This is a genomic window from Mesorhizobium sp. M1A.F.Ca.IN.020.03.2.1 (assembly GCF_004023205.1).
Classification (GTDB): Bacteria; Pseudomonadota; Alphaproteobacteria; order Rhizobiales; family Rhizobiaceae; genus Mesorhizobium.
Genome location: NZ_RZSV01000171.1, coordinates 1 through 12,506 on the forward strand (window position 1 = coordinate 1; position 12,506 = coordinate 12,506).

Annotated in this window: 11 protein-coding genes and 1 pseudogene; 3 read left to right on the forward strand and 9 right to left on the reverse strand. The window is 65.5% G+C overall.

Annotated features, from left to right (window positions below):
- A partial coding sequence (locus tag EOA79_RS22970; protein WP_164893921.1) for an aldo/keto reductase occupies positions 1–703 on the forward strand: 703 nt, incomplete at its 5' end.
- Between the two features lie 170 nt (positions 704–873).
- Here EOA79_RS22970 and EOA79_RS22975 read toward each other — a convergent pair.
- A complete protein-coding gene (locus EOA79_RS22975) occupies positions 874–1,302 on the reverse strand; it encodes an Lrp/AsnC family transcriptional regulator (protein ID WP_066991894.1) in 429 nt (142 codons plus the stop codon).
- 120 nt (positions 1,303–1,422) lie between these two features.
- Here EOA79_RS22975 and EOA79_RS22980 point away from each other — a divergent pair, with 120 nt between their 5' ends.
- Positions 1,423–2,526: a saccharopine dehydrogenase family protein gene (locus tag EOA79_RS22980; RefSeq protein WP_095825118.1), complete on the forward strand. Its 1,104-nt coding sequence runs from the start codon at positions 1,423–1,425 to the stop codon at positions 2,524–2,526.
- 172 nt (positions 2,527–2,698) lie between these two features.
- On the opposite strand, the gene lpdA is transcribed toward EOA79_RS22980, so the two are convergent.
- The 4 genes from lpdA to EOA79_RS23000 form a co-directional block, all read right to left on the reverse strand.
- Positions 2,699–4,096: a dihydrolipoyl dehydrogenase gene (lpdA, locus tag EOA79_RS22985; RefSeq protein ID WP_095825207.1), complete on the reverse strand. Its 1,398-nt coding sequence runs from the start codon at positions 4,094–4,096 to the stop codon at positions 2,699–2,701.
- 276 nt (positions 4,097–4,372) lie between these two features.
- Positions 4,373–5,686: a dihydrolipoamide acetyltransferase family protein gene (locus EOA79_RS22990; protein ID WP_095825117.1), complete on the reverse strand. Its 1,314-nt coding sequence runs from the start codon at positions 5,684–5,686 to the stop codon at positions 4,373–4,375.
- Positions 5,687–5,699: 13 nt separating this feature from the next.
- Positions 5,700–6,713: an alpha-ketoacid dehydrogenase subunit beta gene (locus tag EOA79_RS22995; protein WP_095799561.1), complete on the reverse strand. Its 1,014-nt coding sequence runs from the start codon at positions 6,711–6,713 to the stop codon at positions 5,700–5,702.
- 3 nt (positions 6,714–6,716) lie between these two features.
- On the reverse strand, positions 6,717–7,949 hold the full coding sequence (locus EOA79_RS23000; RefSeq protein ID WP_066991510.1) for a 3-methyl-2-oxobutanoate dehydrogenase (2-methylpropanoyl-transferring) subunit alpha: 1,233 nt from the start codon (positions 7,947–7,949) through the stop codon (positions 6,717–6,719).
- A 528-nt stretch (positions 7,950–8,477) separates the two neighbouring features.
- On the opposite strand from EOA79_RS23000, the gene holA reads away from it, so the two are divergent.
- Positions 8,478–9,521, forward strand: coding sequence for a DNA polymerase III subunit delta (gene holA / locus EOA79_RS23005; protein ID WP_095825116.1), 1,044 nt, complete (start codon positions 8,478–8,480; stop codon positions 9,519–9,521).
- A gap of 184 nt (positions 9,522–9,705) precedes the next feature.
- Here holA and EOA79_RS23010 read toward each other — a convergent pair whose 3' ends face one another.
- From EOA79_RS23010 to EOA79_RS23025, 4 genes and pseudogenes are all read right to left on the reverse strand, one after another.
- Entirely contained in the window at positions 9,706–10,596 is an 891-nt protein-coding gene (locus tag EOA79_RS23010; protein ID WP_095825115.1) for a ParB/RepB/Spo0J family partition protein, read from the reverse strand.
- 64 nt (positions 10,597–10,660) lie between these two features.
- Positions 10,661–11,458, reverse strand: coding sequence for a ParA family protein (locus EOA79_RS23015; protein ID WP_095825114.1), 798 nt, complete (start codon positions 11,456–11,458; stop codon positions 10,661–10,663).
- Positions 11,459–11,475: 17 nt separating this feature from the next.
- Positions 11,476–12,117 (reverse strand): 16S rRNA (guanine(527)-N(7))-methyltransferase RsmG, encoded by a 642-nt coding sequence (rsmG, locus tag EOA79_RS23020; protein WP_128293298.1) that lies wholly within the window; start codon positions 12,115–12,117, stop codon positions 11,476–11,478.
- Positions 12,114–12,506 (reverse strand): annotated as a pseudogene (locus tag EOA79_RS23025) (tRNA uridine-5-carboxymethylaminomethyl(34) synthesis enzyme MnmG); the annotation flags it as partial. The pseudogene EOA79_RS23025 and the gene rsmG, both read right to left, overlap by 4 nt.

Sequence of the window (12,506 nt, forward strand, 5' to 3'; positions counted from 1 at the left end):
GGGCGCGCACACGCCGCTCTGCTATCCCGATGTGATCGGCAAGCAGCTTGCCCAGTCGCTCGACCGGCTGCGGACCGACCATGTCGACATCTATTTCATGCATCGCGACAATCCGGACGTGCCGGTCGGCGAGTTCGTCGATGCCATGGACCGCGAGGTCAAGGCCGGCCGCATCCGCGGCCTGTTCGGCGGCTCCAACTGGACGATGGAGCGTATGGACGCGGCGATCGCCTATGCCGAACGCACCGGCAAGCAGAAGCCGGGCGCGCTTTCCAACAATTTTTCGCTGGCCGAGATGCTGGAGCCGATCTGGGCCGGCTGCATCACCTCTTCCACCGACGATTGGAAAGCTTGGCTGACGGCGCGGCAGATGCCCAACTTCGCCTGGTCGAGCCAGGGCCGTGGCTTCTTCACCGACCGCGCCGGCCGCGACCGCACCGACAATGAAGAGCTGGTGCGGGTCTGGTATTCGGAAAAGAACTTCGGCCGCCGCGACCGCGCCATCGAACTTGCAAGCAGGCTCGGCAAAAGCCCGATCCATGTCGCGCTCGCCTATGTCCTGGCGCAGCCTTTCCCGTCCGTTCCGCTGATCGGCCCGCGCACGCTGGATGAGCTGGAGGACAGCCTCAAGGCGCTGGATATTGCGCTGTCGCCGGACGATCTGGAGTGGCTGGACAACGGGCCGGAGAGACGGAGGGCGTAGCGCCCATCTCCCCCCTCGAGGGGGAGATGGCCGCAAAGCGGCCAGAGGGGGTCGGTCCGACTGGGCTCGGCCTGCTGCGGCAGATGGAGTTGGCGCTCCACGCGAGGCGACCTCCTCTGGCCTGCCGGCCATCTCCCTCACTTGGGGGGAGATTGGCAGTTTCGCTGCCCTCACCGATCAACCCGCGTCGACAAGATGATCGACGACGACGTCCGCTCTACTCCCTCCATTGCCCCGATCTGATCGAGCAGCGCGTCGAGATCGCGGATCGACGGCGCGTCGACGATGACGATCATGTCGAAATTGCCGCTCACCGAATGCACCGTCCGGACCGGCGGCATCGCCTCCAGGCTACGCACCACCTTGTCGGCGAGTTTCGGCGTGACGGTGAGCAGCACATGCGCCTTGACCAGACCCTGCTCATAGTCGGGCGACAGCCTGACGCCGTAGCCGGCGATGATGCCGCGCTGCTCCAGCCGCTCGATCCGGCTCTGCACCGTGGTGCGCGACACGCCGAGCTTTCTCGCCAGCTCGGCGGTGGAGGCGCGCGCGTTGGCGCGCAGCAGCGTCAGCAGGGCCTGTTCAGCTTCACTGATCATTTCGACGAAACCCTTCGGCAAATTGCGCTATGTTCAGCTTCACTTTGCCAGATTCCGAGCTTCCTTTCGACAGGCAAGCTGCGATGATTCCTGCCAATTCGAACTGGCAGGGGTATCGTCATGAAAAACATTGTTGTCGTCGGCGCCGGCAAGATCGGCTCGACCATCGCTGAAATGCTTACCACCACGGGAGACTACCGCGTCACGGTGGTCGACCGCTCGGCGGCCCAGCTCGCCGCAGCCGAATTGCCGGCCGGCGTCGAGAGCAAGGAGCTCGACATCGCCGTGCCCGGCGCGCTTGAGGCAGCGCTTGCCGGCAAATTCGCCGTGCTGAGCGCCGCGCCCTTCCACCTCACCACCCGCATCGCCGAGGCTGCGGCGAAGGCGGGCGTGCATTATCTCGACCTCACCGAGGACGTCGCCAGCACCCGTCGGGTCAAGGAGCTGGCGCGCGAGGGCAAGAGCGCCTTCATCCCGCAATGCGGCCTGGCGCCGGGCTTCATTTCGATCGTCGCCAACGATCTGGCCAGCCGCTTCGACACGCTGGAAAGCGTGCGCATGCGCGTCGGCGCGCTGCCGCAATATCCGTCGAACGCTTTGAACTACAACCTCACCTGGAGCACCGACGGCGTCATCAACGAATATTGCGAGCCTTGCGAGGCGATCGTCGAGGGCGAGCTGGTCGAGGTGCCCCCGCTGGAGGAGCGCGAGGAATTCTCGCTCGACGGCGTCACCTACGAGGCCTTCAACACCTCCGGCGGACTCGGCACTCTGGCCGAGACGCTGAAAGGCAAGGTGCGGACCCTGAACTACCGCACCATCCGCTATCCCGGTCATGCCGCCATCATGAAGGCGCTGCTCAACGACCTCGGGCTGCGCCACCGCCGCGGCGTGCTGAAGGACATTTTCGAGAGCGCCCTACCGGCGACGCTGCAGGATGTCGTCATCGTCTTCGTCACCGTCTCGGGCCGCCGCAACGGCCGCCTGCTGCAGGAGACCTACGCCAACAAGATCTATTCGCACCGCGTCGGCAACGTCGTGCGCAGCGCCATCCAGATCACCACCGCCTCCGGCATCTGCGCCGTGCTCGACATGCTGGCCGACGGCACGCTGCCGGCGAAAGGTTTCGTCCGGCAGGAAGACATCGCGCTCGACGCATTTCTGGCCAACCGCTTCGGCCGCGCCTACGCCCAGCACGAGACGGCGAGCCGCCTGGCGGGCTGAGCTTTGTGATCTCCCCCCTTGAGGGGGAGATGTCGCCAAAGGCGACAGAGGGGGGTCCTCTCAACCAGTGCAGCGCATGTGAAAGCCAAAGACGGAAGTCGGCGCTTCACGCGCGGCGACCCCCTCTGGCCTGCCGGCCATCTCCCCCTCAAGGGGGGAGATCCCGCTCCCTCTAAACATGCAGCGCGTGCCCGAGCGCCTTCAGCGCCGCTTCCTGGAAGCCCTCGCCCTGGGTCGGATGCGCATGAATGGTGCCTGCTATATCCTCCAGCCGCGCGCCCATTTCGAGCGCAAGGCCAAAGGCCGCGGCCAATTCCGAAACGCCCTGCCCGACCGCCTGGATGCCCAGCACCAGATGGTTGTCCGCGCGGGCGACGATGCGCACGAACCCGTCCTCGCCTTGCCTGGTCATGGCGCGGCCGTTGGCTGCGAACGGAAAATGTCCGATCTTGATCTCGCCGGCGAGCGCCTTCGCCTCGTCCGGCGACAGGCCGGCGGTGACCAGCTCGGGATCGGTGAAGCAGATCGCCGGGATCGCGCGCTTGTCCCAGCCTCGTTTGTGGCCGGCGACGATCTCGGCCACCATCTCGCCCTGCGCCATCGCCCGGTGCGCCAGCATCGGCTCTCCGGTGACATCGCCGATAGCGTAGATGCCCCGCATCGAGGTGCGGCACTGGTCGTCGATGCGGATGAATTTTCCGACCATGTCGAGGTCGATCTGCTCCAGCCCCCAGCCCTCGGTGAGCGGCTTGCGCCCCACCGTGACCAAGACCCTGTCGGCGGCGATCTTGGCGTTCTTGCCATCTGCCGTCTCGACCATAAGCGCATCGCCCTTGGTCGACAGCCCCTTGGCCTTGGCACCCAGCATCACCTCGATGCCGAGCTCGCCGAGCCGCTTCAGCACCGGCCGCGTCAGCTCGGCATCGTATTGCGCAAGCACGCGCGGCAGGGCTTCGACCACGGCGACCTTGGCGCCCATCTTGGCGAAGGCCATGCCGAGCTCGAGCCCGATATAGCCGCCGCCGACGACGGCGAGCTTGTCCGGCACCTCGCTCAGCGCCAGCGCTTCGGTCGACGAGATGACGGGGCCGCCGAAGGGCAGGAACGGCAGTTCGGCCGGCACCGAGCCGCTGGCGATCACCACCGCCTCGGCGCGGATCACCTGGCTTCCCGTCTCGGTCTCGACCTCGACGGTCTTGCCGTCGCGGAACGTCGCCCAGCCCTGCACGGTCTTGACCTTGGCCTTCTTCAGCAGCCCAGCGACGCCGCTGTTCAGCCGGCTAACGATGCCGTCCTTCCATGCGACCGTCTTGGTCAGGTCGAGCGTCGGCGGGGCGACCGCGATGCCGAGCGGCCCCTTGCCGCCGGCGATGTGCGCGATCTTCTCGAACTCTTCCGCCGCGTGAATGAGCGCCTTGGACGGGATGCAGCCGACATTGAGGCAGGTGCCGCCCGGCTTGCCGAACTCGACGATCACCGTGTCGACGCCGAGTTGCCCGGCGCGGATGGCGCAGACATAGCCGCCCGGACCGGCGCCGATGACGAGCAGCTTGCAGGAGATCTCTTTCATGGGCTTCTCGTTGCTGAGCACGGGGATTTTGGCAGAGGGTTAGGGCCTGGCGAACGCAGACCGTGGCGATTGGTCGATATCCGTGGAATCTCGTCATCCTGGGGCGGAGCAAGGAGCGTAGCGACGCGCGTAGACCCCAGGATCCATGCCGTGACGTGAAGGCGTTGCAACGGTCCAGAATTCTGGTCCGCCGCGCCCTTCGGGCGAGGTCGCGGCATGGATCCTCGGGTCAAGCCCGAGGATGACGAGGGGGCAACGTCGTCCGTATCCATACGACTATTCCACGAAGATCAGCGCCGGCGTCTCAAGCAACGCCTTGATCCGCTGCACGAAAACCGCGGCGTCCCAGCCGTCGATGACGCGATGGTCGAAGCTGGACGACAGATTCATAATCTTGCGCGGAAGGAACTGCGCGCCGTCCCATACCGGCCGCACCATGATCTTGTTGACGCCGACGATCGCCACTTCCGGATAATTGATGACCGGCGTGGTCGCCACGCCGCCCATCGCCCCGAGCGAGGTGATGGTGATGGTCGAGCCGGAAAGCTCATCGCGCGTCGCCGTGCCGGACTTGGCCGCGTCGGCAAGCCGGTTGATCTCGGCGGCGCTTTCCCAGAGGTCGCGGGCCTCGGCATGCTTGACCACCGGCACGACGAGCCCGGTCGGCGTCTGGGCGGCGATGCCGACATGGATGCCCGCGTGTTGGTGAATAACGCCGGCCTCGTCGTCGAACAGCGCGTTGAGGTTCGGCTGATCGGCGATCGCCTTGACCATTGCCCGCATCAGGAACGGCAGCAGCGTCAGCTTCGGCCGGTCTTGCCGCTTCTCTTTGTTGAGCGCCGCGCGCAGTTCTTCCAGCGCCGTGACGTCGATCTCCTCGACATAGGTGATATGGGGAATGTGCGACTTTGCGAGCGCCATCTTCTCGGCGATCTTGCGCCGCAGCCCGACGACCTTGATGTCCTCGATGCCCTCCTTGCGGGCAAGGCCGGTGGCGCGGGCAAGCTGCGGGCCGCGCGCCAGGAAGGCCTCGATGTCCTCATGGCTGATGCGCCCGGCCGGACCGCTGCCTGCAACCTGGCGCAGATCGATGCCGGCTTCCTTGGCGCGCAGTCGGACGGCAGGAGAAGCCAGCGGCTTTTCGCCTTCCGCGCGCGGCGCGCCGATGACGGACGCCGGGCGCCCAGCCTTCGGTGCCGCGACGGAAGGCTGGGCCGGGATCTGTGCCGGTTTCGGCGCCGCTTTCGAGGCGTCCGACAGCGGTTGGGACTTTGCCTCCACGGGCTCGGCCGGCGCTTCTGCCTTCGGCGCGGCCTTGGCACCGCTGCCTGCTTTCACGTTGCCTTCGCCGGCGATTTTGAGCCGCACGATCGGCGAGCCGATCGCCACCGTGTCGCCGATCTCGGCGCCGAGCCAGAGGATCTCGCCATCGACCGGCGAGGGGATCTCGACGGTCGCCTTGTCGGTCATGACGGCCGCCAGCACCGCATCCTCGCGCACCAGGTCGCCGATCTTGACATGCCATTCGACAAGCTCGGCCTCGGCGACGCCTTCGCCGACATCGGGAAGCTTGATGACATATTCGCCCATCGTCCGGCCCCCCTCAGGCTTCCATGGTCTCGACGAGCGCGCGCCCGACCCGCGCGGGGCCGGGGAAATACTCCCACTCCTGCGCATGCGGATAGGGCGTGTCCCAGCCGGCGACCCGCGCCACCGGCGCCTCCAGATGGTAGAAGCAGTTCTCCTGCACCAGCGCCGCGAGCTCGGCGCCGAAGCCGGAGGTCAGCGTCGCCTCATGCACGACGACGCAGCGCCCGGTCTTCTTCACCGAGGTGACGATCGTGTCGAGGTCGAGCGGCAGGAGCGTCCTGAGGTCGATGATTTCGGCATCGATGCCGGTTTCCGCGGCCGCGGCCTGCGCGACATAGACCATGGTGCCGTAGGCGAGCACGGTGACCGCCGAGCCTTGCCGGCGGATCGCCGCCTTGCCGAGCGGTACGGTGTAATGGCCATCCGCCACCTCGCCGAGCTCGTGCTTCGACCAAGGCGTCACCGGGTTGTCGTGATGGCCGTCGAAGGGGCCGTTGTAGAGCCGCTTCGGTTCCAGGAAGATGACCGGGTCCGGATCCTCGATCGCGGCGATCAATAGCCCCTTGGCGTCATGCGGATTGGACGGCACCACCGTCTTGAGACCGGAGACATGCGTGAACAGCGCTTCCGGGCTCTGGCTGTGCGTCTGGCCGCCGAAGATGCCACCGCCGGTCGGCATCCTGACCACAATCGGGCAGGTGAAATCGTTGTTGGAGCGGTAGCGCAGCCGCGCCGCCTCCGAGACGATCTGGTCGTAAGCCGGATAGACATAGTCGGCGAACTGCACCTCGACGCAGGGCCGCAGCCCATAGGCGGCCATGCCGATCGCCGAGCCGACAATGCCGGATTCGCTGATCGGCGCATCGAAGCAGCGGTTCTTGCCGTATTTGGCCTGCAGGCCCTGCGTGCAGCGGAACACGCCGCCGAAAAAGCCGACATCCTCGCCATAGACGATGACGCGCTCGTCGCGCGCCATCGAGACATCCATGGCGTCGCGGATCGCCTCGATCATGGTGCGTCTGGGCATCGATCAGACCCCTGCCTGCTGGCGTTGGCGCCTGAGATGCGGCGGCGTCTCGGCATAGACGCCTTCGAACATGTCGCGCGTCGACGGCTTGCCGCCGGCATGCAGCGTGCCGTGGCTTTCGGCTTCCTTCTGCGCCGCGATCACGGTTTCGAGGATCTCGGCTTCCGCCTGGATGTGGCGCTGTTCCGTCCAGACTTGCTTGTGGATGAGATGGTTCTTCAGCCGGATGATCGGGTCGCCGAGCGGCCAGGCGTCCGATTCCGCCTTCGGCCGGTAGGCCGACGGATCGTCCGAGCTCGAATGCGCGCCGACGCGATAGGTGACATATTCGACCAGGGTCGGCCCGAGATTGCGACGCGCCCGCTCGATCGCCCATTTGGCTACCGCATGGACGGCGAGATAGTCGTTGCCGTCGACCCGCAGCGACGGGATGCCGAAGCCTAGACCGCGCGCGGCGAAAGTGCCCGAGCCGCCGCGGGCAATGCCCTGGAAGGTGGAGATGGCCCACTGGTTGTTGACGACATTGAGCACGACCGGGGCCTTGTAGGTCGAGGCGAAGACCAGCGCCGCATGGAAATCGGACTCCGCGGTCGAGCCGTCGCCGATCCAGGCCGCGGCGATGCGGGAATCGTTGGAGATCGCCGAGGCCATCGCCCAGCCGACCGCCTGGATGTACTGCGTCGCCAGATTGCCGGAGATCGAGAAGAAGCCGTGCTCCTTCGAGGAGTACATGATCGGCAGCTGCCGGCCCTTCAGCGGATCGGCTTCGTTGGAATAGATCTGGTTCATCATCGCAACCATCGGATAGCCGTCGGCGATGAGCAGGCCGGCTTGCCGATAGGTCGGGAAATTCATGTCGCCAGGCTTGAGTGCCTTGCGGAAAGCGCAGCTCACCGCCTCTTCACCCAGATGCTGCATGTAGAAGGAAGTCTTGCCCTGGCGCTGCGCCATCTGCATGCGCGCATCGAAGGTCCTGAGCGTCATCATATGGCGCAGGCCTTCGAGCAGTTCCTCGTCGGTGAGCAGCCCGGCCCATGGCCCGACGGCTTCGCCGGCGCGGTTAAGCACGCGGATGATGGAGAAGGCCATGTCGCGGATGGTGCGCGGATCGACATCGACCTCCGGCCGCGGCACGGACCCCGCTTTGGGAATGGTCACATTCGAGAAGTCGGGCGTGCCGCCGGGCCGAACCTCGGGCTCGGGAACATGAAAGCGCAACATTCCAGCATCGGCCATGACCTTCCTCCTCCAATGTTGCCGGTGCGATACTTGCACATCCGCGCCGCCATTTCATCGGGCGAGATGGCGGCCGTCCTCCCGGTCATCAGCCTCGTCGAGCCGATGCGGCACATGGCCGACAAGATGCAGATATGGCGCAGAAATTTCTTGTCGATGTTTCCAAGCGTCGCGCAATTTGGCGGAAGTTTGCGGAGCGTTTGCCGCCACAAAAGACAATTAAGGCATGCGCGCCGGCCGACGCAGCTAATCTCCACCCTCGTGGGGAGTTGCTCGGCAGGGCAGAGGGGCGTGACAGACTCTGCTTCAGGGTCGTCATTCCAGGGCGGAGCAAGGAGCGGAGCGACGCGCGCAGACCCTGGAATCCATGCCGCGACGTTGACGCGTTGCGGCGGTTGGAGAATATTCTGCACCCTGGCGCTCCCCGGCAAAAGTCACGGCATGGATCCTCGGGTCAAGCCCGAGGATGAAGAGAGGCTGGCCGCTTCTCCGTTCACTCCGTCTCCGCCTCATGCTAACTCACCCCGCATGGCACAGAAGAAGGGATACGAGGTCGATTCGTGGCTGGCGCGGCCGGACCCGGCCATGGCCATCGTCCTGCTTTACGGCCCCGATCGTGGCCTGGTCGCCGAGCGGGCCAAGACCTTCGCGTTGAAGACCGGGCTGCCGCTCGACGACCCTTTCTCAGTGGTCAAGCTGGATGGCGCGGAAGTCGATCGCGACGAAGGCCGTCTGCTCGACGAGGCGCGCACCGTGCCGATGTTTTCCGACCGGCGGCTGCTTTGGGTCCGCAACGCCAGCGGCCAGAAGGCGCTGGCCGACGACATCAAGGCGCTGACGGCGGAGCCGGCGCCGGATGCTCTCATCCTCATCGAGGCGGGCGACCTGAAGAAGGGCGCTGGCCTGCGGGCCATCGTCGAGGCAGCCGGGAACGCCATCGCCTTGCCCTGCTATGCCGACGAGGCCCGCGATCTCGACACGGTGATCGACGACGAGCTGCGCAAGGCCGGCATGTCGATGACGCTCGACGCCCGCCAGGCGCTGCGCCGCAATCTCGGCGGCGACCGTCTGGCCTCGCGCGGCGAGATCGACAAGCTGGTGCTCTACGCCCATGGCAAGAAGGAGATCGACCTCGACGACGTCAATGGCTTGTCCGGCGATGTCTCCGGCGCCTCCTTCGACGGCGCGGTCGACGCCATGCTCGACGGCAAGGTCGGAGATTTCGACATTGCCTTCACCAGGCATTGTGCGTCCGGCGGCCATCCTTTCCTGGTGCTGTCCTCGGCGATGCGGCAATTGCAGGCGATCCAGGTCATGCGCGGCCAGATGGAATCCGGCGGCCGCAACGCCGCCTCGGTCGTGGCGGGAGCGCGCCCGCCGGTCTTCTTCTCGCGCCGCAAGCTGGTGGAAAAGACGCTCGAGCGCTGGAACAGCGAAGCCCTCGGCCGCGCGCTGAACCGGCTGCAGACGGCTGTGCTGCAGACGCGCAAGCGGCCCGACCTGTCGGAGGCGCTGGCCCGTCAGGCGCTGCTCGGCATCGCGGTGGAAAGCGCGAGATTGGCGCAGAGGTAGGCGATCAGCCAACCTCCCCCTGTGAGGCGATTGGCCGGCGCCTTCGGCTATCGCGGGCGCCGCAAAAAAGAAGAGGCCGGCGCAGCGGCCGGCCCCCTTGTTGTGCCTATCACCAATATATCAGCCCAGATCTAAACTTAATCGAGAACTTTATTAGTCGGCTAATTTCATGTAAATCAGCAATTTATCGGTCGTCCTTCAGCCGCCGGCACAACTCATCGAGCTGATCCAGCGACCGGTAGTCGACCCGCAGCGTGCCGCCCTTGGCCTTATGCTCGATCGAGACAATCATGCCGATCGTGTCGGTCATCAGCTTTTCCAAGGCCAGCGTGTCGGGATCCTTTTCCGGCGCGCTCGGCGCGGACCTTACTTTGGCGGGTGTCGGTCCCGCGGGCATTTGCGCCAACGCCTCGGCCTGACGCACCGAAAGCCCCTCCTCGACGATGCGCTTGGCGAGCCCCGCCGGATCGCCGGCTGTGACCAGCGTGCGGGCATGGCCGGCCGACAACGCGCCGTCGACCAGCATGTCGCGGATGACGTCAGGCAGCTTCAGGAGCCTTAGCGTGTTGGCGACGTGGCTGCGGCTCTTGCCGATCACCTGGCCGAGATCGGCCTGCGTGTAGCCATGCTCGTCGATCAGCTGCTGATAGCCTTGCGCTTCTTCGACCGGGTTGAGATCGGCGCGCTGCACGTTCTCGATGATTGCGAGCTCCAGCGCGGTGCGGTCGTTGACGTCGCGCACGATGAGCGGGATTTCGGTCAGCCCTGCGCGCTGCGCGGCGCGCCAGCGCCGCTCGCCGGCGATGATCTCGTAGCGGCCGGGCTGCAACGGCGAGGGCCGCGCCACCACCGGCTGCACCACGCCATGCTCTCGGATCGACTGGGCGAGGTCGGTGAGTTCGGCGTCGCCGAAATGCCGGCGCGGGTTCTTCGGGTTCGGACTGACGAACTCGATCGGCACCTTGCCATCCGCCGCGACCGCGCTCGGCTTTTCGGCCGCTGCCGGACGATCGATCTCGCCGATCAGCGCCGCGAGGCCGCGGCCCAGTCTTTTTCTCGATTGGTCTTCGCTCATTATTCCGTCCAGATCGTTTCGGAGTCGAATCGGCTACTGATTAGTGAAATTCGGCCTGCGCTATTCAGGCGGCGCGCAGCTTGCGCTCGCGGCGGATCACTTCCGAGGCAAGCTGCAGATAGGCCTGGCTGCCGGAACATTTGAGGTCGTAAAGGATTGCCGGCTTGCCGTAGGAAGGCGCCTCGGAAACGCGCACGTTACGCGGGATGATCGTCTCATAGACCTTGTCGCCCATATGCGCGCGCACATCCTGCACCACCTGGTTGGCGAGGTTGTTGCGGCCATCGAACATGGTGAGCACGATGCCTTGGATGGTGAGGTCAGGATTGATCGTGCCGCGCACCTGCTCGACCGTTTCGAGCAATTGGCTAAGGCCTTCCAACGCGAAGAACTCGCATTGCAGCGGCACCAGAACGGAATCGGCCGCCGCCATTGAATTCAAAGTCAAAAGGTTGAGCGACGGCGGGCAGTCGATCAGCACATAGCCGAACGGTGCCGCGCGCGCGGCTGCCGCACGCAGCGCATTGCGCAGGCGCAGCACCCGGTCTGGCGCCGAGGCGATCTCCATTTCGATGCCGAGCAGATCGAGGGTTGAGGGCACGATGGACAAACCCGGCACCGCGGTCGGCACCGCGGCCGCCTCCAGATCGAGCTCGCCGGTCAGCACGTCATAGGACGAGACGGTGCGATCCTTGCGTTCGATGCCGAGCCCGGTGCTGGCATTGCCCTGCGGATCGAGGTCGACGATCAGCACGCGCTCGCCGATCGCGGCCAGCGCCGTCGCCAGATTGATCGCCGTGGTCGTCTTGCCGACGCCACCCTTCTGGTTGGCAACGGTGATGATACGCGGTCCAGTTTTCATGGGTCGATGCCAGTGATTCATTGCGGGGTCGCCGGGTGCAGATCGGTGATTTCCAGAATGACGCCATGAGCGTCTGTCATGCTTGGATGTTCTACCAGATCGAAGGTCCAGCGGTGAGCGCTTTCTTCCACTTCGGCCCGGTAATCCCGGCCTTTGTGAAAAAGCGAACGCGCGCCCTTGGTCAGCCAGGGTGCGGCAAGATCGAGCAGGTCCGGAAGCCCCGTCAATGCCCGCGCGGTAATGACTTCCGGTGCAGAAACAAGTGGATAGCTGTCATCGATGCGTCGCCCCAGCACGCGCGCCGGTAGGCCGAATTGGCCGACGACCGATTGCAGGAACGACGCCTTCTTGCGGTTGCTTTCAACCAGATCGATCGTGGCGCCCGGCCGCTCTGCAAGCAGAAAACCGAGTACCAATCCGGGAAAGCCGCCGCCCGAGCCGAGGTCGACCCAGCGCATTGCGGTCGGCGCGATTCGCGCAAGCTGGGCGCTGTCCAGGATGTGGCGGCGCCAGACGTCGTCTAGCGTCGATGGCGCCGCCAGATTGATGCTGCGGTTCCATTTTTGAAAATGCCGCTCGAAGGCCTGCAGCCGCTCGAATGTTTCACGTGAAACCGGACCCGCTGCCTTCTGCAGGTCCGCCCAGGCATCGCCACTCACGCGACCGACCTTCGTGCAGCCAGCTCGGCATTGCGAACATGCGCGACAATGATCGCCAGAGCCGCTGGCGTCATCCCTTCCATGCGCTGCGCGTCGGCAATCGAGCGCGGCCGGCGTGCCTTCATCTTCTGCTTCAGCTCATTGGAAAGGCCGGGCACGTCCGCGAAGTCGATGGTCTCCGGAATGAGCCGCGATTCCTCGTGCCTGATCTGCGCCACGTCAGCCTGTTGGCGCTCGAGATAGACGGAATATTTCGCCTCGGTCTCAAGCCGCTCTGCCGTGTTGGGGTCGAGTTCGCCAAACCGTGGCTCGATCCGCGTCAGCCAGGCCATGTCGACGCCGGGATAGGCGAGAAGGTCGTAGGCCGAACGCCGAACGCCGTCCCGGTT